This window comes from Dechloromonas sp. ZY10 (assembly GCF_041378895.1).
Taxonomy (GTDB): domain Bacteria; phylum Pseudomonadota; class Gammaproteobacteria; order Burkholderiales; family Rhodocyclaceae; genus Azonexus; species Azonexus aquae.
The window spans coordinates 21,697-43,061 of record NZ_CP144212.1 but is presented as its reverse complement, the minus strand read 5'-3'; the positions used below and the strand labels follow the sequence as shown (position 1 = coordinate 43,061).

The following is a 21,365-nucleotide window of genomic DNA, read 5'->3' as shown; positions in this document are numbered from 1 at the left end:
AAAAACACGGTCGACCGTGAAAAAGCGGGATTTTTCCTTGCCAAAGGCAGGGACAGCGAGCCTCCGGCGAGCCAGCTGAGGATCGTTGCCGACCGCTCACCAGCGGCGCCCCACCAGCCGGTCTAGGCCCTGTTGGCCGGGCTCCACACCAGCACGGAACCATCGGTGTGCGCGGCCCCCGCAGCGCCGACCGGCCGGCTTGCCGCGCACGGCAAACCTCCCGCCGGGGCGCGCTCAGTGCTTTTTGCCGAACCCGAGGTAAGCCTCAACCACGCGCGGGTCGGCGGCCAGTTCGCTGCTCGGGCCGGAGAGCGTGACCTCGCCGGTTTCCAACACGTAGCCAACGTCGGCGATCTGCAGCGCAGCGCGCGCGTTCTGCTCGACCAACAGAATCGCAACCCCGGTTTTTTTCAGTTCGCCGATGATGCGGAAGATTTCCTTGATGATCAGCGGTGCCAGCCCCAGGCTGGGTTCGTCGAGCATCAGCAGCTTCGGCTTGGCCATCAGCGCGCGGCCCATCGCCAGCATCTGCCGCTCACCGCCGGACAAGGTGCCGGCCAGCTGGCCGCGTCGCTCTTCCAGACGCGGGAACCACTCGAAAACCTCGTCGAGGGTTTCCAGATGGTCGCGGTGGCCAGTGCGATAGCGGTCGAAGGCGCCGAGCAGCAGGTTGTCCTCGACGCTCATTTCGGCGAACAGCTCGCGCTTTTCCGGGACCAGGGTCATACCCTGGCGCACCAGCGCCTCGACCTCGCGCTCGCGGCCCTGGGCATGGCCCATATAGACGATTTCGCCGCTGGCTGGCAGCAGGCCCATCAAGGCCGACAGGAGCGTGGTCTTGCCGGCGCCGTTGGGGCCGATCACGGTCGCGATCTCGCCGCGGCGGATGCTCAGGCTAACGCCGTGCAGCGCCTCGACCTTGCCGTAGGCGACACGCAGATCGCGGACATCGAGGATGACTTCGTGATCGTGCAGATGCGAAGGAATGACGTGACTCATGCTGCGGACTCCACCCCGCCCAGATAGGCTTCAAGAACGCGCGGATTGCTCTGGATTTCAGCCGGCGTGCCTTCGGCGATCTTCTCGCCGAATTCCATGACCACGATGCGGTCAGCCAGGCCCATGACGAATTCCATGTCGTGCTCGACCAGCAGGATGCCCATGCCTTCGCTGCGCAGCTTGCGCAGCAGGTCGGCGAGCGCCTGCTTCTCCATGTAACGGAGGCCGGCGGCCGGCTCGTCGAGCAGCAGCAGGCAGGGATCGGAGGCCAGCGCACGGGCGATTTCGACGATCCGCTGCTGGCCCAACGCGAGGCTGCCGGCGGCTTCGAACATCTGCTCCTTGAGCCCGACCCGTTCGATCTGCTGCGCCGCTTCGGCGAGCAAGCGGGCCTCTTCGCCGCGATCCAGACGCAGCGCGGCAGCCAGCGTCCCTTGCCGGCCACGCAGATGGGCGCCGATGGCAACGTTTTCGAGCACGCTCATCTGGCCGAGCAGTTTGACGTGCTGGAAGGTCCGGCTCATGCCTCGACTGGCAATGTCGCGCGACACCAGATTCACGGTCGACTCGCCCAGGAAGGCAATTTTGCCCTCGGTCGCCGGGTTGACCGCAGAAACGCAGTTGAACATCGTGCTCTTGCCGGCGCCGTTCGGGCCGATCAGCGCCATCACCTCGCCAGCCTTGACCGACAGCGACATGCGGTTGTTGGCAACCAGTCCGCCAAAACGCTTGGTCACTTCGCTGGCATCGAGCAGAACGCTACCCGGCGCCGGCCTTTCGCGGCGCGGTAACGGCTCGGCGGCAAGCAGCTGACGCGGCCCGCCAGCACTGCGCAGCGGCAGCCAGCGCAGGATCACCGGCCACAGACCGTCGCGGGCGCGCTGCAGGATCAGCACCATCGCGATGCCGAAGACGATGATCTCGAAATTACCGCTCTGGCCCAGCAACTGCGGCAGGAAATCCTGCAGCCACTGCTTGAGTACGGTGATCAGCCCAGCGCCGAGCACCGCGCCCCAGACGTGACCGACACCGCCGATCACCGCCATGAACAGGTATTCGATGCCCTGATTGATCGAGAACGGCGTCGGATTGACGAAACGCTGGAGGTGCGCGTAGAGCCAACCCGAGATCGCCGCCAGCACTGCCGCGATCAGGAAGATCACGATCTTGGCCTGCGGCGTATTCACCCCCATCGCCTCGGCCATCACCGCGCCGCCCTTGAGCGCGCGGATCGAACGGCCGACCCGCGAATCAAGCAGATTGCGCACGCTCAACATCGCCAGCAGCACGACCAGCCAGATCAGGTAATAAAACTCGCGCCCGGACTTCAATTCCCAGCCGAACAGCGATACCGTCGGAATCCCGGTGATCCCGGTATGGCCGCCGAGAAACTCGACGTTGCCGAACAGGAAGTAGAGGCTGATCCCCCAGGCAATCGTCCCCAGCGGCAAATAGTGGCCGCCCATGCGCAGGGTAATGAACCCCAGGCACAAAGCCACCGCCGCCGTCAGCGCGATGCCGATCAACAGCGTCAGCCACGGCGACACGCCGTGCACGGTGGTCAGCCAGGCCGTGGTGTAAGCGCCGAGGCCGACAAAGGCGGCCTGGCCGAAGGAAGTCAGGCCGCCGACGCCGGTCAGCAGCACCAGACCGACCGCGACGATGGCATAGAGGCCGATATAGTTGAGCAAAGTGACGGTAAATTCGGGCAACAGCAGCGGCCCGGCGCCCAACAGCGCAACAAAAACGATCAGGGGCAGGTGGCGCGTCATTCTTCTTCCTCCTCGACGTGGCGGGTAGTCAGCGACCGCCACAGCAGCACCGGGATGATCATGGTGAACACGATCACCTCCTTGTAGGCGCTGGCCCAGAACGACGAATACGATTCAAGCAGGCCGACCAGCACGGCGCCGAGCGCCGCCACCGGATACGAGGCGAGGCCGCCGATGATCGCACCGACAAAGCCCTTGAGACCGATCAGGAAGCCCGAGTCGTAGTAGATGGTGGTGATCGGCGCGATCAGGATGCCGGAGAAGACGCCAATCGCCGCCGCCAGCGTGAAGCAGAGCTTGCCGGCCAGAGCCGGCGCAATGCCCATCAGGCGGGCACCGGTACGGTTCATCGCAGTAGCGCGCAACGCCTTGCCATACAGGGTGCGCTCGAAGAAGAAATAGAGGCCGACGATCAGCGCTGCCGAAGCCGCCACCACCAGCAGGGTCTGGCCCTGCAGCGGCGCCCCGGCGAGTTCGAAACTGACCTCGGTGAACGCCGGCGTGCGCGAGCCTTCGGCGCCGAAGAACAACAGCCCGAGCCCGATCATCGCCACATGCACGGCCACCGAAACGATCAGCAACACCAGCACCGAAGCGCCGGCCAGCGGCTGGTAAGCGACGCGATAGACCATCGGTCCGAGCGGCACCACCAGCAGCAGGGAAAGCAGCACCTGCACCGCCAGCGGCAGATCACCCGGCGGCAAGGCAAAGAGCACGGCAGCGCAGAGCAGTGGCCAGCCAAGGTTGAAAATCAGCAACGACGGCAGCCTGCCGTAACGCCCTTCGCGCAACATCTGGATGCCATCGAGGACGATCACCACCAGGCCGAGCGCCAGCAGCAACCAGACTGTGCCCGGGACCTTGCCGGCTTGCAGGCTGGCCAAGGTCAGCGCACCGTAGGCGACGAATTCGCCCTGGGGGATGAAAATGATGCGGGTGACGGCAAAGACCAGTACCAGCGCCAAGGCGAGCAAGGCATAGATGGCACCGTTGGTGATGCCGTCCTGGCCGAGCAGGAGAAGTATCTGCAGATCCATGCGGAGCAGGGGAGCCGGGCTCCCGGAAAACGGAGGGAAAAAACAAAGCGCCCGGTCGATACAAAACCCGACCGGGCGAGGCGGCAGCCGGGAATCCTCCCGGCCGGACTTACTTCAGCAACTTCCAGGCATTGTTTTCAATCGTCACCATCACTCGGGCGCGCTGATCGAAGCCCTGATGATCGCTGGCCGACAGATTGAAGATACCGTGTGCTCCGGGTACGTTCTTGACCCCTTCGAGCGCCTCACGCAGGGCACGGCGGAACTCGACAGTACCCGGCTTGGCCTTCTTGAGCGCCTGCGGAATCGCCGCGCCGAGCAGTACGCCGGCATCCCAGGCGTGGCCGCCGAAGGAGGAAACGCTGCCTTTGCCGTTGGCAGCTTCGTACTTGGTGACGTATTCGAGCGCCGACTTCTTGACCGGGTTGTCAGCCGGCAATTGCGCAGCAACGACCATCGGACCGACCGGCAGGAAAGCACCTTCGACATCCTTGCCGCCAACGCGCAGGAAATCGTTGTTGGCCACACCGTGGGTCTGGTAGATCAGACCCTTGTAACCTTTTTCCTTGAGCGCCTTCTGCGGCAGCACAGCCGGCGTACCGGCACCGCCAACCAGCACGGCATCCGGCTTGGCGGCAATGATCTTGAGGATCTGGCCGGTCACCGAAGTATCGTTACGTTGATAACGCTCGCTGGCGACGATCTTCAGCTTGCGGGCTTCGGCGATCTTGGCAAATTCCTTGAACCAGCCTTCACCGTAAGCATCGGCAAAGCCGATGAAGGCAACGCTCTGGACGTTCTTGTCGGTCATGTGCTGGACGATCGCGGTCGCCATGTGCGCATCGTTCTGGGCGGTCTTGAACACCCACTGGCGCTTGGCATCCATCGGTTCGACAACGATTGCCGAACCGGCCATCGAAATCAGCGGCGTTTCGTTGTCGACCGCAACATCCATCATCGCCAGCGAATTCGGCGTGGTGGTCGAACCGATCACCACATCGACCTTGTTCTCGGTAATCAGCTTCTTGATGTTCTTGGTCGCGGCCGTCGGATCGGTGGCGTCGTCGAGAACGATGTAATTAACCTTCTGGCCGCCAATGGTGGTGGGCAGCAGGGCAATCGTGTTTTTCTCGGGAATCCCCAGCGAGGCCGCCGGACCGGTTGCCGAAACGGAAACCCCGACATTGATCTCGGCCAGCACGGCCGAAGAAAGCGTGGAAAGGGCGGCGAGAACCGCCAAGGACAGCTTGCTACGCATTGGACCCCCGATAAAAACGTTGTTCAGGGGCGCGAGTCTAGCACGCGCATCAATGCTCGGCCGGGTACCGCGTCTACGGGTAAACCCTTAGGCTGCAATTGGGCCCGCAGCTGCATCCTGCTGCGACTCAGGTTCGACCGGCAAGGAACAGGCCGCCAGGATGGCCCGACGCGCGGCCAGCGCGACTGCCCGCCGGTCTTCGCCTTGCTGCCCGAGCAGGGGAGTGGTCCGCAAACGAGCGATGATCCGGCGTCGCGCCAGAATCGCCTGCGTGCATTGTCCCAGCGAAATCTCGCCATCGTACCGCGGCGCCAGGCTGCGCTCACCTGTCGGCTCCCAGTAGGAAAGAGCCACCGGCAAAATCGGGCGTCCGGCACTCAGCGCCGGCTGCAGCAAGGCGGCGTGAAAATGCAGCAGATGAGTACCGTCGGTGGTCGTACCTTCGGGAAAAACCGCAACCAGCTTGCCGGCGGCGAGGATTGCGGCAATTTCGCCATTGATAATTTTCGCGTGGCCACGGCTGCCCCGGCGCAGGAAGACGGTGTCGTTCTTCGCCGCCAGCCAGCCGATCAACGGCCAGCGCCGAACCTCTTCCTTGGCGACAAAGGCGGCAGGGAGCACGGCGTTGAGCACGAAAATGTCGATCCACGAGATATGGTTGGCGACCAGCATCACCCCGGCGGCGGCGTGCTCCAGGTCGGCATCAATCTCGACCCCGAGCGCCGCCAGCAGTGCTTTCGACCAGCGCGCCTTGAGCGCCAGACGCCGGCGCTCGGCACAGCACGGGAAGAGCAATAAAGCAGCAAGGGCCCCAGCCAAGAGCAGGAGCCCCAGACACAGCAGGCGCCAGGCCCGCTGCCAGGAAGAGGTCGAGTTATCCAGAATTTATCCCAGGTAGTGTTTCGCGTAACGGTCTGAAATCCGCGACATCGGCATCAGGATCGGCAGATCGGCGGTATTGAAATCGGGATCCCAAGCCGGCTCGCCGCAAATCCACGCCCCAGCCCGCAGGTAACCCTTGATCAGCGGCGGGATTTCGGCTGCCTGATCGCGCCGCAAGGCGGCCAACGGCAGCGGGCAGCGCGGAAAGACGCGGTATTCGGCCGGCCCGAGATGTTCCTCGGCGAGGCGAGTATACAGGCTGGCCGCCGCATGTCCGCCATCGGCCATGCTGATCGACGCACAACCCATCAGATAGTCGTAGCCACCTTCGAGCATGTACTGCGCCAGGCCCGACCAGAGCAGGGTGATCGTCGCCCCGGTCCGGTAGTCGGGATGAACGCAGGAGCGGCCGATCTCGACCAGGCGCGGACGCAGGTGATGCAGGCGGGTCAGATCGAATTCGTTTTCCGAGTAATAGCCGATCTGGCGGGCGTTTTCTGGCGGCAGGATGCGATAGGTGCCGACGATTTCGCCGCTTTGCGCATCGCGCACGACCAGGTGTTCGCAATAGGGATCGTAAATGTCGTGATCGACGCCGGGCGTACGGCTGGGCAGACGAGCCCCCATTTCGCCGGCAAAAATACGGTGGCGCAAACGCTGCGCTTCGAGAATATCGCCCGCCGTGCGGGCAAAGCCGACGCTCAGTGCCGGCCGGGGGCTACGCCGGCGCTCAACTCCGGCCTGTTTCTGTTCCATTTGACTCTCCTTGGATGTGCAAGGAGAGTCTGGCGGCCGCAGGTTACACGCCGATTGCCGGCGTTTTACGGAAAAATTTCAATAACGGCTGACGCGCGACTCGCCACGTCCGGACAGCACGCGCACCCGGTCACCGGGGCGGAATTCAGCGGCGTGGCCCTCCTGCACGATCGACACCAGCTGGCCGTTGTCGAGCTTGACGGTGATTTCCAGCGCCGGTTTGCGCGTCGCGCTTTCCTCGATATTGCCGCCAAGCAAGCCGCCGGCGACTGCGCCAACCACCGCAGCAATCGCCGAACCTTTGCCGCCACCGACAGTACTGCCGGCAATCCCGCCAATTGCCGCGCCGGCCAGGCCGCCAACCGGGGTCTTGGTGCCTTCGAGTTGCACCTCGCGCACCGCTTCGACCGAGCCAACCCGCACCGTATGCTCGTAACGAGCCTGGTCGCGGGTATAGACATCACCGGACTTGCTGCTGGCGCAGCCGGCCAGCAATGCTACGGTCGACAGCAGGATCAGGGCAGTTTTCATATGCGCTTCTTACCAGGGCAGGGCGCCAAAGGCGCGTTGATAACGAGCTGCGATTTCTTCGCGGGACGGCTGATGATTCTGGCCGCCGCGATGCGCGATCTTGATCGCGCCCATCACCGCCGCCAGCCGTCCGGTCTTTTCCCAGTCATAACCGTGAGCAATGCCGTAGAGCAGGCCGGCGCGGTAAGCATCACCGCAGCCGGTGGGGTCGATCACCTGATCTGCTTCAACGCACGGAATCACGTAGCGTTGACCGTCGGCGTAGATTTCTGACCCCTCGCCACCCCGGGTAACGATCAGCGCTTTCAGTTCGCCGGCCAGCTGTTCGAGGCTGCGACCGGTGCGGTCGCAGGCGAGCCGGGCTTCGTAGTCGTTGAAGCAGGCGTAGTCGGCCAAGCCGATGAAATCGAGCAAGTCGTCGCCGCTGAACATCGGCAGGCCCTGGCCCGGATCGAAGATGAAAGACACCCCGGCGGCAGCGAAATCGCGGGCGTGCTGCAGCATGCCGTCGCGACCGTCAGGCGCGACGATCCCCAGTTGCGCACCGGCCTCGGCTACCTTGTTGAGGTGCGAGAAGCTCATCGCACCAGGATGAAAGGCGGTGATCTGGTTGTCGTCGAGGTCGGTGGTGATGAAGGCCTGCGCGGTAAAGCTGCCCGGTACCTGGCGGACGTGCTGACGCGACAGACCGAGCTGGTCGAGGCGGGCAAGATAAGGTGCGGCATCGTCACCGACAGTGGCCATGATCTGCGCATCACCACCGAGCAGCATCAAGTTGTAAGCGATGTTGCCGGCACAGCCGCCAAATTCGCGGCGCATTTCCGGGACCAGGAAGGCAACGTTCAGGATGTGGATCTGTTCCGGCAGGATGTGGTTCTTGAAACGGTCCGGAAAGACCATGATGTTGTCGAAGGCGAGCGAGCCGCAGATCAGCGTGCGCATGAAGGAATCTCGAAAATCAGGGATAGAAAAGATAGAGCCGGTAGCCAGCCGCAGCCGCGCCGCTCGACTCCAGCCACAGGCGGATGCCGATTTCGCTGTCGGCGGCAAAAAACTCGGCTGCAGTCCCGGGCGGCAGATATTCGACCGGCGCCAGAACCCGCCGGGTAACCACCCCGTCGAGGGTATCGGTCAGTGTCAGTTCCAGCGACGGCCAGGCCTGGCGGAAGGCGGCGCGGTTTTTCAGCGTGGCCTGCAGTACGAACAATCCGCGCTGGGCATCCGACTGCAGGTCAGAGGTTTCAATCGCGACCAGGTCAGCATTGCGCGGCAAGGGGACGACCACGCCCAGAGCCGTATAGATCGCTTCCGTTTCCGGCCATTTACGGGCAATTTCGCTACGGAAATGATGCCCCGCCTGAGCCAGCAACAGCAGCAGCAAAACCAGCCCCATGACCACAAAAGGCCATTGCGGACGCGCGGACTCCGGCGCGAAACCGCCATAGCCATCATTCGCCAGCGTACCGGCAGCCCAGCGGTTGAAGGCTGGCGTATCGCTTAGTTCGCGCGCGGCGACCAAGCCGGCATCGCGCGCCGCTTGAGTGCTTTGTTCCGGCGTCTCACCCGACATCTCGGCCGGCGTTTCCAGTGTCGCCGCAGCCGGCATATCGGATGCCAGCGCAGGTTCGAAGGTCGGCTCCAGCGATGCTTCGGCGGCTTCCGGGGCTGACAGCAACTGCGGCTCAAGGCGCAGCGGATCGCTCACATCTGCTGGCAGCGCCTCGGGCAAGCGGGACGCCTCCGGAAAATCGTCCTGCGCGGCGGTTGACCGTGACAACGCCTCGCCCCCCCCAACCGCAGCACTGGCTGCAGCGGTTGCGGCCTGCTCCGAGCATTCTGCCTGCACCTCCTCCGGGTCAGCATGCAATTCCGGCGGCGCTTCGTTCTCCGGCGCCAGCGAAGCCAGCCCGGCGGCGTGCCAGGCGTCGGCAATGGCCTCGACACTCGGTACCGGCAGCAGTTCATCGGGCACGGCCCGCCCGATCAGCGTCGCAGCTTGCGAACGCAGGACCAGTTCATCGTTGATTTCCGGCAGGGTCGCAGGCACTGGCGCCGGCGTTTCATCCGGCATCAACGAATCGAAGGCGTTGAACAGCGCCTGGCAATGTCCGCAACGAACCTTGCCGGCCTTCAGGCGCAGCTGCTCGGAGGTGACACGAAAAATCGTGCCACACACCGGACAGCGGGTCCGCATCAGGGCTTGCGACCTGCCAGACATACCCAATCCTCGCGCACGTCGGCAATTGCCAGCGGCAGCCAGCTGGCGTAGATGCCAATGATTTCCTCGGCCTGCTCGCGGAGAATTCCGGACAGCGCCAGACGCCCGCCCGAGCGCACATGCGCACAGATGGCGGGGGCCAGGACACGGAGCGGGTTGGAGAGAATATTGGCCACGACGAGATCATACTCCCCGGCGACCGGTTCTGCCGAGTCGGCAAACAGTGCCGTAACCCCATTACGCTCGGCGTTGTCGCGGGCAGCCTGGACCGCCTGCGGGTCAATATCGACCCCGGCGACGCGGGCGGCACCGAGACGGGCTCCGGCAATCGCGAGAATCCCTGAGCCGCAGCCATAATCGAGCAGGCTGTCGCCCGGCTGCACCTCGCGCTCCAACCACTCAAGGCAGAGACGGGTGGTCGGGTGCGAACCGGTGCCAAAGGCCATGCCCGGATCGAGAATCAGGTTGATCGCCGCCGGATCGGGCGATTCATGCCACGAGGGCACGATCCACAAACGCCCGGAAACCCGGATCGGGTCAAACTGGGATTGCGTCAATTGCACCCAGTTCTGTTCTTCCAAGGGCTCGCTCCGCCATTCTGGGACCGCTGCCAACCCGATGTTGGCAGCTGCTTCGCCGACGATCGCTGCCACATCGGCGTCCGGCTCGAACAGCGCGACGATTCGTGAACGCTGCCAGCCGGGCGTCGTCACCGAACCCGGTTCACCGAACTGCGGCTGTTCGTCCGGCGTGCCGGCATCGGCATCCTCGATCGAGGCCGACAGTGCGCCGGCCTCCATCAGCGCATCGCACAACGGGTCGGCGTGCTCGGCGTCGGAAAGCAGGGTGACGTTTTGCCAGGCCATCTTATTGCTTCACTTCGTTCTTGGCCGCCAGCTTGTGCTCCAGATAATGGATGCTGGTGCCGCCTTCAACGAAACGGGCGTCGAGCATCAACTCCTGGTGTAGCGCAATATTGGTCTTGATCCCCTGAATGGACATCTCGGACAGCGCGATGCGCATCCGCCGGATTGCCTGCTCGCGGGTATCGCCGTAGGCGATGACCTTGGCGACCATCGAATCGTAATGCGACGGCACCTTGTACCCCTGGTAGATGTGCGAGTCGACCCGAATCCCGGGGCCGCCGGGCGGGTGATAAAACTCGATCTTGCCTGGAGAAGGCACGAAAGTGAAGGGATCTTCGGCGTTAATACGGCATTCGATTGCATGCCCGCGAAACTCGACATCACGCTGCTTGAGCCGCAGCTTTTCGCCAAAAGCAACGCGGATCTGCTCCTGAACGATGTCGACACCGGTGATCGCTTCGGTCACCGGGTGCTCGACCTGAACCCGGGTGTTCATCTCGATGAAGTAGAACTCGCCGTTTTCGTAGAGGAATTCAAAGGTACCGGCACCGCGATACCCGATCTTGCGGCAGGCATCGGCGCAACGCTCGCCGATGCGGGCGATCAGGCGGGCCGGGATATGCGGCGCTGGCGCTTCCTCGATCACCTTCTGGTGGCGGCGCTGCATCGAGCAATCACGCTCACCGAGGTAGATCGCGTTCTTGTGCTGGTCGGCCAGCACCTGGATTTCGACGTGGCGCGGATTTTCCAGGAATTTTTCCATGTACACGGTCGGATTGCCGAAAGCCGTCTGGGCTTCCTGCCGGGTCATCTGCACCGCGTTGACCAGGGCCGCCTCGGTATGCACCACGCGCATACCGCGACCACCACCGCCACCGGCAGCCTTGATGATCACCGGATAGCCGATCTGGCGGGCAGTGGCGATAATCTCCTTGGGATCGTCGGGCAGGGCGCCTTCGGAACCGGGGACGCAGGGAACGCCGGCTGCCTTCATTGCGTCCTTGGCCGAAACCTTGTCACCCATCAGGCGGATGGTTTCGGCGCGCGGGCCGATGAAGACGAAGCCCGAGGTTTCAACGCGCTCGGCAAAGTCAGCATTCTCGGAGAGGAAGCCATAGCCGGGGTGGATCGCCTGGGCATCGGTCACTTCGGCAGCGGAAATGATCGCCGGAATGTTCAGATAGCTTTGCGCGGACGGCGCCGGGCCGATACACACCGACTCGTCGGCCAGCTTGACGTACTTCGCATCGCGGTCGGCCTCGGAGTGCACGACCACGGTCTTGATACCCAGTTCACGGCAGGCACGCTGGATGCGCAGCGCGATTTCGCCGCGATTGGCGATCAGAATCTTCTCAAACATTTGTCTCTCCCGCGGCAAAACCGCCCAGGCAGCCTGCGGCTGCAGCGCAATTTGGCTTCGCCGCTGCGGCGCCTGCCGGCGCCTGGTCGCCGCGATTGGCGATCAGAATTTTTTCAAACATGGGATTTCTCCAGCAGCAGGATGGCAAGCGGCCGATGTTTCACGGTCAACCTGCCACCCGCCGGTTTTTCACCGCGAATCAGCGGGAAAAAGCAGCGATCTTGCTACGATCAACCGATAACAAACAACGGCTCGCCGTATTCGACCGGCTCGCCGTTTTCCAGCAGAATCGCCTTGACCACGCCGTCGGCGTCGGCTTCGATTTCGTTCAGCAGCTTCATCGCTTCGATGATGCACAGCGTGTCGCCCTTCTTCACCGTGCTGCCGATCTGCACAAAAGCATCGGCGCCCGGCGAAGCAGCGCGGTAGAAGGTGCCGACCATCGGCGCCTTGACCACATGCCCTTCCGGCAGGTCGTCCTCGTCGTCGAGGTTGACCGAGGAAACCCCGCCACTACCGGCCACCGGCATCGGCGCCGGCATCGCGTAGTGCTGCACCGGCGCGGCGGCGGCAACGCCGTAATGCTTGGCGATACGGACCTTTTCCTCACCCTCGGTGACTTCCAGTTCGGAGATTCCGGATTCCTGGACCAGGTCGATCAGTTTCTTGAGTTTGCGCAAATCCATGAGTTCTTCCCTTTCACGTCGGTTAGACGCCAAAAGACGGCTTGATGCCGCTTAATCGTTGTTGATTCGGTTGAGCAGGAAATCCAGCGCCAGCAGGTAGCCGCGATGCCCGAGCCCGCAGATCACGCCGATGGCGAGATCGGAAAAATACGAGTGATGGCGGAAAGGTTCGCGCGCATGCACGTTCGACAGATGCACTTCGACAAAGGGGATCGCGACACCGGCCAATGCATCGCGAATCGCGACACTGGTATGGGTGTAGGCAGCGGGATTGATGATGATCGCCTTGACGCCCTCGCAGCGCGCCGCATGAATGCGCTCGACCAAAGCCCCTTCGTGGTTGCTCTGGAAGCATGCCAGTTCGACACCGGCGGCCTTGGCTTGCGCCAGCAGGGCAGCGTCGATGTCGGCCAGGGTGGTGTGGCCGTAAGTTGCGGGTTCGCGCGTGCCCAGCAGATTCAGGTTGGGGCCGTGCAAAACCAGAATCTGCGGCCCGGTTTGCCGACTTTGCGCCGATCCGACAGGGATTTCTTGCTCTTTCATCCCTGCAAGTTTGCCGCATTTCGCAGCAAGTTGTCCAGCGAGACAAGTACTTACCCCTGCCAAGCCTGGTAAAAACCCGGATGTTGGCAACCAGTTATTCGCCAGATCGCGGCAACTCACCGTGTTCGAGCAAGTCGCGCACCGCCTCGGCGCGAGCCCGCTCGCGCGGCCGCCCGTCGCGATATTTGAGCGCAACCCGTTCCAGCTGCGGCGGCAGGACAATCAGGTTGGCGTCGGCAGTATCGGTCTCCAGGATCAGCACCGCTTCGACCTTTTCGCCGCGCGGCTCACCGTGGGCAAAATTCAGGTTGTGGTTGAGCAGAAAAATCTCAACCTCCTTGGCGCTATCCGGAAATAGCAGGATGTCGATACGCGAATGCTCACCGGCCGTGCCTTCGAGCACCGAGCCGGTCAGGTAGGGATGGAAACGTTCCAGGAACTCGAGCAGATCGAGTGCCGTCTGGCGCAATTCGAACAGCAATTCAGCATGCTCCTCGCCCTGATACAGGCTGCGCCAGGCCCGCAACTCGGCTTCGACCTCGGCGTTGTCGGGCAACGCGGTATGCTCGGGCAGCCCCAGCTGGCGCAGGGCCTTCTTTTTTGCCTGCCGGTAATCGACGATGCCGTCCTCGGCCATCAGACGGGCAGCGGCGCTGGCGATGCTGGCGCGCAAGTCGGCGCGGGTGCGGTCGGGGCGATGCATGATCAAAGGCTCGGGTTAAAATCCTCTTCGATTCTACGCGAAAGCGTGCGGCAGCCGGATGACAGGCCGAGGTGCCCACGCCGCACGAAGTTTTTCAACCATCCCGGAGCTTGCATCCCGCTCCCGCCGAGCGGGCGGCGACGAGTTCCGGACAGGACGGCGGTGCTTGCCGCCGGCCAGGATCGAAACATGCATATACATATTCTCGGGATTTGCGGCACCTTCATGGGCGGTATTGCGCAACTCGCTGTCGCCGCCGGACACAAGGTTACCGGCTGCGATGCCAACGTCTATCCACCAATGAGCGACCAGCTGCGCGCTGCGGGCATCGAGTTGATCGAAGGCTACGGCGTCGAACAGCTGGCACTGGCGCCCGACATGTTTGTCATCGGCAACGCCATCTCGCGCGGCAACCCGCTGCTTGAAGCCCTCCTCGACCGGGGCCTCCCGTATGTCTCGGGGCCGCAGTGGCTGGCCGACCATGTCCTGCAGGGGCGCTGGGTGCTCGGGGTTGCCGGCACTCACGGCAAGACCACCACCAGCTCGATGCTGGCCTGGATCCTTGAAGACGCGAACATGGCCCCGGGCTTCCTGATCGGCGGCGTGCCGCTCAACTTCGGCGTCTCGGCCCGACTCGGCGACACCCCGTTCTTCGTGATCGAAGCCGATGAATACGACACCGCCTTCTGCGACAAGCGGTCGAAGTTCATCCATTACCGCCCGCGAACTGCGATCCTCAACAACCTTGAATTCGATCACGCGGACATCTTCGCCGATCTGGCAGCAATCGAGACGCAATTCCACCACCTGGTACGCACCCTCCCGGGATCCGGGCTGATCGTCAGCAATGCCGCCGAACCCAGCCTGGAACGGGTACTGCAGCGCGGTTGCTGGAGCGAGGTACAGCGTTTCAATGACCCGGCTGGCTACCGGGTCAGCGGCGACGATGCCAGCGGCGAACTGATCCTGCACGGCGCCGACGGCGAAATCGGCCGTTGCCGCTGGACCTTGACCGGCGACCATAACCGCGCCAACGCCTGTGCCGCCCTGCTCGCCGCCCGCCATGTCGGCGTACCGTTCGACAAGGGGCTGGAAGCCCTAAGCCGCTTTGAAAACGTCAAGCGGCGGATGGAGGTACGCGGGGTGGCCAACGGCATTACGGTTTACGACGATTTTGCCCACCATCCGACCGCAATTGCGACAACGGTCGCCGGTTTGCGGCGAAAAGTCGGCAACGCCCGCATTCTTGCCGTCTTCGAACCGCGTTCGAACACCATGAAGCTGGGCACGATGAAAAGCCAGCTGCCCGCCAGCCTGGCCGACGTGGACCTTGCCTTCTGCTACGGCGCCAATCTCGGCTGGGATGCCGACGAAGCGCTGGCACCGATGGGCGAGCGGGCGCAGGTCGACACCGACCTCGCCCAGCTGGTCGCCCGCGTCGCCGCCGCCGCCCGCCCCGGCGATCATGTGCTGGTGATGAGCAACGGCGGCTTCGGTGGCATCCACGGGAAGCTGCTGGTGGCGCTCGCCGGCTAGACCCGCATGCAAAGACGTTTACTGCTGGCGGGTGGCATGGCCTGGGCCAGCGGCCTGCTCGGCGGCTGTCGGCCAAGCGCCCCGCGCTTTCATGCCACCGACCTCGGGGAAAGCCGGATTTCCGGGGAGTTGCCGGCAGAAATCCGCGATTTCCACGGTCGACCGTGGAAATTGGCCGATTTTCGCGGCAAGCTGGTGATCTTCTTCTTCGGCTACACCAGTTGCCCGGACATCTGCCCGACCGCCCTCGCCAAATACACTGAATTGCTGCGCCAGCCTGGCCTGGGGCCGGACCAGGTTCAAGTGGTTTTCATCACGCTTGATCCCGAGCGCGACACCCCAGCCCGACTGGCCGACTACCTGCGCTGGTTTGACGCCAGCTTGCTCGGCCTGCACGGCAGCCCGGAGGCGATTGCCGCCGTTGCCCGGCAGTTCCGGGTCACCGCAATCCGCCAGGAGGTCGGCGGCGGAATCGGCTACAGCCTCGACCACAGCAGCGGCGCCTATGTCTTCGACCGACGGGGAAAACTCCGCCTTCTCATCGCCGACAACGCCAAAATAGCCGATATCGTCGCCGATCTGCAGCAATTGCAGCAGGAAAATCCCTGATTACGGATTTTTCACAAATTCACGGTCGACCGTGAAAATCCGCCCGATCCACCACCGTTCGTCCGCCCCCGGCAAGCGCCGGGTATAAAAAAGCCGGCCCATTGCGGAGCCGGCTTCTGGCCTTGAAAGACCGGGAACGCGATCAGCGCTCCATCGACTCGACCACGGCCAGCGCGGTCATGTTGACCAGGCGGCGCACGGTGGCGGTCGAGGTCAGCACATGCACCGGACGGGCGGCACCGAGCAGGATCGGGCCGATGGTCACGCCTTCGCCGCCGGTCATCTTGAGCAGGTTGTAGCTGATGTTGGCGGCGTCGATATTCGGCATCACCAGCAGGTTAGCTTCGCCCTTGAGCGGCGAATCCGGGTTGGCTTCCTGACGGATGACTTCGGACAGCGCGGAGTCGCCGTGCATTTCGCCATCGACTTCCAGTTCGCCGCTGGCACGGGCGGCCACCAGCTGCGCAGCAGCGCTCATCTTGCGCGAGGACTCGGAACTGCCGGAGCCGAAATTGGAGTGCGACAGCAGCGCCACCTTCGGCTGGCTGCCGAAGCGCTTGACCTGCTCGGCCGCCATCAGCGTCATTTCCGCGATTTCTTCGGCATTCGGGTTCTCGTTCACGTGCGTATCGCAAATGAACAACGAACGGCCGGGCAGCATCAGGTAGTTCATCGCCGCCAGGGTATTCACGCCCGGGCGCTTGCCGATGATCTGGCTGACCACGCCCAGATGGTGGCTGTACTGGCCGCTCATGCCGCAGATCAGGCCGTCGGCGTAGCCGAGCTTGAGCAGCATCGCACCGATCACGGTCGGCTTCTTGCGCAGGGCCTCCTTGGCAATCGCCGGCGTCACGCCACGGCGCGCCATCAGCTTGTGATAGGCGGTCCAGCACTCGCGATAGCGTTCGTCGGATTCGGGATTGACGACGTCGAAATCGACGCCCGGCTTGATCCGCAGCTTGGCCTTTTCGAGGCGGTGGGCGATCACTTCCGGGCGACCGATCAGGATCGGACGCGCGAATTTTTCCTCGATCACCACCTGTGCGGCGCGCAGCACGCGCTCTTCCTCGCCTTCGGCGAAGATGATGCGCTTGCCCTTGGCCTGACGCGCAGCCTGGAAGATTGCGCGCATGCCAACGCCGGTGTGATAAACAAACTCGGAGAGCTTGGCGCGGTAGGCGTCCCAATCGGTAATCGGGCGGGTGGCAACCCCCGAATCAATCGCGGCCTGAGCCACCGCCGGTGCGATCTTGACGATCAGGCGCGGGTCGAAAGGCTTGGGAATCAGGTATTCCGGACCGAAGTTGAGGTCATGGCCGGGGTAGGCCATCGCCACTTCGTCGGTGACTTCGGCTTCGGCCAGTTCGGCAATCGCGCGCACCGAGGCCATCTTCATTTCTTCGGTGATGCGGGTAGCACCGACATCGAGCGCGCCACGGAAGATGAAGGGGAAGCAGAGGACGTTGTTGACCTGGTTCGGGTAGTCGGAACGGCCGGTGGCGATGATCGCCTCGGGGCAGACTTCCTTGACCAGTTCCGGCATGATTTCCGGGGTCGGATTGGCCAGCGCGAAGATCATCGGCTTGGCAGCCATGGTCTTGATCATTTCCTGCTTGACCACGCCTGCAGTCGACAGGCCGAGGAAAACGTCGGCGCCAACCATCGCATCGGCCAGCGTGCGCTGGTCGGTTTCCTGCGCGTAGCGGGCCTTGGTCTCGTCCATGCCGCCGGGACGGCCGACATAGATCACGCCCTTGGAATCACAAACGGTGATGTTCTCGCGCTTGACGCCGAGATCGCACCACAAGTTGAGACAGGAGATCGCGGCGGCGCCGGCACCGGAACAGACCACCTTGATCTCGTCGATCTTCTTGCCGACGATCTTCAGGCCATTCAACATCGCGGCCGCAGAGATGATCGCGGTGCCGTGCTGGTCGTCGTGGAAGACGGGGATGTTCATCCGTTCCTTCAGCTTCTGCTCGATGTAGAAGCACTCCGGTGCCTTGATGTCTTCCAGGTTGATGCCGCCGAGCGTCGGTTCGAGCGCGGCGATCATGTCGATCAGCTTGTCCGGGTCGTTCTCGGCCAGTTCGATATCGAAGACGTCGATCCCGGCGAATTTCTTGAACAGGCAGCCCTTGCCTTCCATCACCGGCTTGGCGGCGAGCGGGCCGATATTGCCCAGGCCGAGCACGGCGGTCCCGTTGGTGACCACGCCGACCAGGTTGGCGCGCGAGGTGTACAGCGCAGCGGTCGCTTCGTCCTCGACAATTGCATCACAAGCCGCAGCCACGCCCGGCGAATAGGCCAGCGCCAGGTCGCGCTGGTTGGTCAGCCCCTTGGTCGGGCGGACGGAAATCTTGCCCGGGGTGGGCCAGCGATGATATTCAAGTGCGGCTTCGCGCAAATCCTTTTCCACGAAAACTCCTCGGATCTCGGCAATGAGGGAAAACCCCGTAGGTTACTCCAAAGCCGGGGACGCAGCAAAAAACACTACGATCTTTGCAAGCGCCCCCCGGCAAAGCCCGGGAAAGGCGGCCCCATGCTAGAGTTTCTCTTTTTGCCCCACAGGTTGCAGCCATGTTTTCCGGAATCATCGCGGCGGTCGGCCGCATCACCCAAATCACCCCGCGCGAAGCCGGTTTCCGCCTCACCGTCGATGCCGCCACGCTGGGCCTCGACGACGTCGCGCTCGGCGACTCGATTGCCCACAACGGCGTCTGCCTGACCGTCGTCGCCAAGGAAGGCAATTGCTTCATGGTCGACGTCTCGCCGGAAACCCTGTCCTGCACCGTCGGCCTCGCCGCCCCCGGCCCGGTCAATCTGGAAAAGGCGCTGCGCCTCGCCGACCGCCTCGGCGGCCACCTGGTTTCCGGCCACGTCGACGGCGTCGGCGAAGTGCTGCGCTTCGACCCGATCGGCGACAACCGCCTGCTCGCCATCCGCGCCCCGCAAGCCCTGGCCAAGTACATCGCGCGCAAGGGCTCGATCACGGTCAACGGCACCAGCCTGACCACCAACGACGTCGACGGCACCGACTTCACCATCAACCTGATCCCGCACACGCTGGAAAACACCACCCTGCAGTACCTGCAGCCCGGCGCCCAGGTCAATCTCGAAGTCGACCTGATCGCCCGCTACTGCGAACGCCTGCTCAGCGCCGAAAAGTAAGCCGCTGCCGGCACGGCACGAGAAAAAGCCCGTGGTTCACGGTCGACCGTGAACCACGGGCTTTTTGTTCGACTTCCGGACTCAATCCGCCGAAAACAGCTCCGGGTTGCGCCCGACCACGCCGCTGTAGAAGCTGCGGATCTTGACCATGTCGGCGTCGAGGTCGCCGCTGGGGGTGAACAAGGTCGCCAGCCCGGCTTCCTTTTTGCGGAAGTCGAGGTAGCCGAGGGCAATCGGGACGCCGGCGCCGCTGGCGATGCGGTAGAAGCCGGTTTTCCACTGGCGGACGCGGGAGCGCGTGCCTTCCGGCGGGATGACCACGATCAGGCGTTCTTCGCGGGCGAAGGCGTCGATGGTGTCCTGCACCAGGCCGCCGGGCTTGGCGCGATCAACCGGGATGCCGCCGAGCCAGCGCATCAGCCCGCCGACTGGCCACGGAAAGAGGCTGTCCTTACCCATCCAGTACACCGGCAGGCGCAGGCTGAAGCAGACCAGCAACATGTAGAAAAAATCCCAGTTGCTGGTGTGCGGCGCGCCGATCAGCACGTAGCGCGGCACGTCCGGCGGCGTGCCGACGATGCGCCAGCCAAGCAGGCGCAGCCAGACGCGGGCCAGATGGTGCAAAACGCTGTTGAGCAGCGGCGTGGTGAAAATGGTGGTTTTGCGCATGCCGGTTCCTTAGCCCCGCCCGCGCCGGCCGCCCCGGCGGCGCGACGTTTTGGCAGAGGAATCATCGGGAAAATCGTCGAGGCCTTCCCAGTGGCTGGGTGCTTTGTTGCGCCCGCCGCTACTGCTTTTGGTGGGCGCTGCGGCGGGCGCCGGAGCACTCGCAGCGGCGCCGGGCAGGGCGCTTTGCGGTGCGAAATCCGGCTCGTCGATACGCGGCAGCGGCGCCTTGAGCAGGGCTTCGATGGCGCACAGTTGCGGCATTTCATCGGCGGCGACCAGCGAAATCGCGGTGCCCGGCTGGCCGGCGCGGCCAGTGCGGCCAATCCGGTGGATGTAATCCTCGGCCTGCAAGGGCAGGTCGAAATTGAGCACTTGCGGCAGACCGCCGATATCAAGGCCACGCGCGGCGATGTCGGTCGCCACCAGCACCTTGACCGAACCTGCCTTGAACCCGGCCAGCGCCTTGCTGCGCGCGGCCTGCGGCCGGTCGGCATGGATGCAGTCGGCGGCGATGCCAGCGGCGGCCAGCGCGGCGGCGAGTTCGTCGCAGCCTTTCTTGGTCTTGGCGAAGACCAGCAACTGCTGCCAGCCGCGCCGCTGGTAAAGCGCCAGCAGCAATTCGCGCTTGCGCGCCCGGTCGACCGGGATCAGCGCCTGTTCGACGGTGCGGGCGGCGGCGTTGCGCGGGCCGGCTTCGACGCTGCGCGGGTCGCGCAGGCGACTGCGGGTGAGGCCGCGCACCGCGTCGGGGAAGGTTGCCGAAAAGAGCAGAGTCTGGCGCTGGCGCGGAAAGGCCGAGAACAGGATCGACAATTCTTCGGCAAAGCCGAGATCGAGCATGCGGTCGGCTTCGTCGAGGACCAGCAGGCGCAATTCGCGAAAGCGCACCGCCCCCTTGGTGAACAGGTCGACCAGCCGCCCCGGCGTCGCCACCAGCACATCGACGCCCTGCGCCAGCCGGCTTTGCTGCGGATTGAGGCTGACCCCGCCGTAAGCCGCGTAGCTGCTCAGACCGAGGCCGGCGCTGTAAGCCTGCAGGCTGGCCAGCACCTGTTCGGCGAGTTCGCGGGTCGGCACCAGAACCACCGCCCGCACCTGGGTTGCGGCGACCGGCGCCGGCTCGCCCTGGGCAAGGATTTGCAGCAAGGGCAGGGCGAAGGCGGCGGTCTTGCCGGTGCCGGTTTCGGCGGCGGCGATCAGGTCGCGGCCGGCGAGAATGACCGGGATCGCCTTTTCCTGGATCGGCGTCGGGGTGTCGTAGCCGCGTTCGGCCAGAGTCTGCAGCAGCGGCGCGGTGAGGCCGAGTTCGGCAAAAGTCATCGGAAAACCCATCAAGCGCCGCAGGATGCGGCGAAAAACCGCGATTTTAGCCGGTCGACCGTGAAAAACTCAGAAAGTCACCACCTTGTCGGCGTCCAGCGTCGCCTGCGCCAGTTCCGCCAGCGTGCCGATCACCACGCCGGGGATCAGCGGCAGTTCGCCGAGGCCACGCGCCAGCGCACAGGTGCGGCAGGCACGGATATCGACGCCGTGGCCGACCAGGGTTTCGACCATCCCCTGCAGGCCGTTGCTCGCGCCGTCGATCTGGTTGGGCAGGGCGAGCACGGTGGCGTCCGACATCAGGAAAATGCGCAGCTGCGGTGCCGCTTCATGGCCGATCAGCGCGGTTGCCAGACGCAGGCCGGAAAGGCAACGCTCGCTGCCGTAGGGGCCGGCGTGGATGATGATCAGGATGTTCTGCATGGGCGATCTCCATAAAAACAGGCCGG

Annotated in this window: 22 protein-coding genes; 3 read left to right on the top strand and 19 right to left on the bottom strand. The window is 63.9% G+C overall.

All coding sequences use genetic code 11. The features are described from left to right. Positions 1–234: 234 nt before the first annotated feature. From VX159_RS00200 to VX159_RS00130, 15 genes are all read right to left on the bottom strand, one after another. Positions 235–999, bottom strand: coding sequence for an ABC transporter ATP-binding protein (locus VX159_RS00200; RefSeq protein ID WP_371323987.1), 765 nt, complete (start codon positions 997–999; stop codon positions 235–237). Beyond that, the gene (locus tag VX159_RS00195; RefSeq protein WP_371323986.1) at positions 996–2,771 is read right to left on the bottom strand and encodes an ATP-binding cassette domain-containing protein; all 1,776 of its coding nucleotides are present in this window, start codon (positions 2,769–2,771) and stop codon (positions 996–998) included. Before VX159_RS00195 ends, VX159_RS00200 begins: the two co-directional genes overlap by 4 nt. After that, positions 2,768–3,808 carry a branched-chain amino acid ABC transporter permease gene (locus tag VX159_RS00190; protein WP_371323985.1) on the bottom strand — a complete coding sequence of 347 codons (1,041 nt, stop codon included), beginning with the start codon at positions 3,806–3,808 and terminating at the stop codon, positions 2,768–2,770. The genes VX159_RS00195 and VX159_RS00190 overlap by 4 nt, the downstream gene beginning before the upstream one ends. A 109-nt stretch (positions 3,809–3,917) precedes the next feature. Further along, entirely contained in the window at positions 3,918–5,066 is a 1,149-nt protein-coding gene (locus VX159_RS00185) for an ABC transporter substrate-binding protein (protein ID WP_371323984.1), read from the bottom strand. 87 nt (positions 5,067–5,153) lie between these two features. Further along, complete coding sequence (locus VX159_RS00180) at positions 5,154–5,885, bottom strand: lysophospholipid acyltransferase family protein (protein ID WP_371323983.1); 732 nt, start codon at positions 5,883–5,885, stop codon at positions 5,154–5,156. A gap of 66 nt (positions 5,886–5,951) precedes the next feature. Continuing rightward, positions 5,952–6,704: a GNAT family N-acetyltransferase gene (locus VX159_RS00175; RefSeq protein WP_371323982.1), complete on the bottom strand. Its 753-nt coding sequence runs from the start codon at positions 6,702–6,704 to the stop codon at positions 5,952–5,954. Between the two features lie 78 nt (positions 6,705–6,782). After that, positions 6,783–7,235, bottom strand: coding sequence for a glycine zipper 2TM domain-containing protein (locus tag VX159_RS00170; RefSeq protein WP_371323981.1), 453 nt, complete (start codon positions 7,233–7,235; stop codon positions 6,783–6,785). 9 nt (positions 7,236–7,244) lie between these two features. After that, a complete protein-coding gene (locus tag VX159_RS00165; RefSeq protein ID WP_371323980.1) occupies positions 7,245–8,177 on the bottom strand; it encodes a carbohydrate kinase family protein in 933 nt (310 codons plus the stop codon). A 16-nt stretch (positions 8,178–8,193) separates the two neighbouring features. Further along, positions 8,194–9,453 (bottom strand): DUF3426 domain-containing protein, encoded by a 1,260-nt coding sequence (locus VX159_RS00160; protein ID WP_371323979.1) that lies wholly within the window; start codon positions 9,451–9,453, stop codon positions 8,194–8,196. After that, positions 9,429–10,319: a 50S ribosomal protein L11 methyltransferase gene (gene prmA / locus VX159_RS00155; RefSeq protein ID WP_371323978.1), complete on the bottom strand. Its 891-nt coding sequence runs from the start codon at positions 10,317–10,319 to the stop codon at positions 9,429–9,431. The genes VX159_RS00160 and prmA overlap by 25 nt, the downstream gene beginning before the upstream one ends. A 1-nt stretch (position 10,320) precedes the next feature. Continuing rightward, complete coding sequence (gene accC, locus VX159_RS00150) at positions 10,321–11,679, bottom strand: acetyl-CoA carboxylase biotin carboxylase subunit (RefSeq protein WP_371323977.1); 1,359 nt, start codon at positions 11,677–11,679, stop codon at positions 10,321–10,323. Further along, positions 11,672–11,800 carry a hypothetical protein gene (locus tag VX159_RS00145; protein ID WP_371323976.1) on the bottom strand — a complete coding sequence of 43 codons (129 nt, stop codon included), beginning with the start codon at positions 11,798–11,800 and terminating at the stop codon, positions 11,672–11,674. Before VX159_RS00145 ends, accC begins: the two co-directional genes overlap by 8 nt. Before the next feature lie 109 nt (positions 11,801–11,909). After that, positions 11,910–12,365: an acetyl-CoA carboxylase biotin carboxyl carrier protein gene (gene accB / locus VX159_RS00140; protein ID WP_371323975.1), complete on the bottom strand. Its 456-nt coding sequence runs from the start codon at positions 12,363–12,365 to the stop codon at positions 11,910–11,912. 51 nt (positions 12,366–12,416) lie between these two features. Next, positions 12,417–12,908, bottom strand: coding sequence for a type II 3-dehydroquinate dehydratase (aroQ, locus tag VX159_RS00135; RefSeq protein ID WP_371323974.1), 492 nt, complete (start codon positions 12,906–12,908; stop codon positions 12,417–12,419). A gap of 94 nt (positions 12,909–13,002) precedes the next feature. After that, a complete protein-coding gene (locus VX159_RS00130) occupies positions 13,003–13,611 on the bottom strand; it encodes a hypothetical protein (protein WP_371323973.1) in 609 nt (202 codons plus the stop codon). Positions 13,612–13,800: 189 nt separating this feature from the next. Between VX159_RS00130 and mpl the strand changes: the two genes are divergently transcribed. Both mpl and VX159_RS00120 read left to right on the top strand, forming a co-directional pair. Further along, complete coding sequence (gene mpl / locus VX159_RS00125; RefSeq protein WP_371323972.1) at positions 13,801–15,147, top strand: UDP-N-acetylmuramate:L-alanyl-gamma-D-glutamyl-meso-diaminopimelate ligase; 1,347 nt, start codon at positions 13,801–13,803, stop codon at positions 15,145–15,147. A 6-nt stretch (positions 15,148–15,153) separates the two neighbouring features. Beyond that, entirely contained in the window at positions 15,154–15,756 is a 603-nt protein-coding gene (locus VX159_RS00120) for an SCO family protein (protein ID WP_371323971.1), read from the top strand. A gap of 142 nt (positions 15,757–15,898) precedes the next feature. On the opposite strand, the gene VX159_RS00115 is transcribed toward VX159_RS00120, so the two are convergent. Then, positions 15,899–18,175: an NADP-dependent malic enzyme gene (locus tag VX159_RS00115; RefSeq protein WP_371323970.1), complete on the bottom strand. Its 2,277-nt coding sequence runs from the start codon at positions 18,173–18,175 to the stop codon at positions 15,899–15,901. A 161-nt stretch (positions 18,176–18,336) separates the two neighbouring features. Here VX159_RS00115 and VX159_RS00110 point away from each other — a divergent pair, with 161 nt between their 5' ends. Beyond that, entirely contained in the window at positions 18,337–18,927 is a 591-nt protein-coding gene (locus VX159_RS00110; RefSeq protein ID WP_371323969.1) for a riboflavin synthase, read from the top strand. A gap of 81 nt (positions 18,928–19,008) precedes the next feature. Here VX159_RS00110 and VX159_RS00105 read toward each other — a convergent pair whose 3' ends face one another. From VX159_RS00105 to VX159_RS00095, 3 genes are all read right to left on the bottom strand, one after another. Beyond that, positions 19,009–19,596 carry a lysophospholipid acyltransferase family protein gene (locus tag VX159_RS00105; RefSeq protein WP_371323968.1) on the bottom strand — a complete coding sequence of 196 codons (588 nt, stop codon included), beginning with the start codon at positions 19,594–19,596 and terminating at the stop codon, positions 19,009–19,011. A gap of 9 nt (positions 19,597–19,605) precedes the next feature. After that, a complete protein-coding gene (locus VX159_RS00100; protein WP_371323967.1) occupies positions 19,606–20,916 on the bottom strand; it encodes a DEAD/DEAH box helicase in 1,311 nt (436 codons plus the stop codon). 69 nt (positions 20,917–20,985) lie between these two features. After that, complete coding sequence (locus VX159_RS00095; protein WP_371323966.1) at positions 20,986–21,339, bottom strand: DsrE/DsrF/TusD sulfur relay family protein; 354 nt, start codon at positions 21,337–21,339, stop codon at positions 20,986–20,988. Positions 21,340–21,365: the final 26 nt, after the last annotated feature.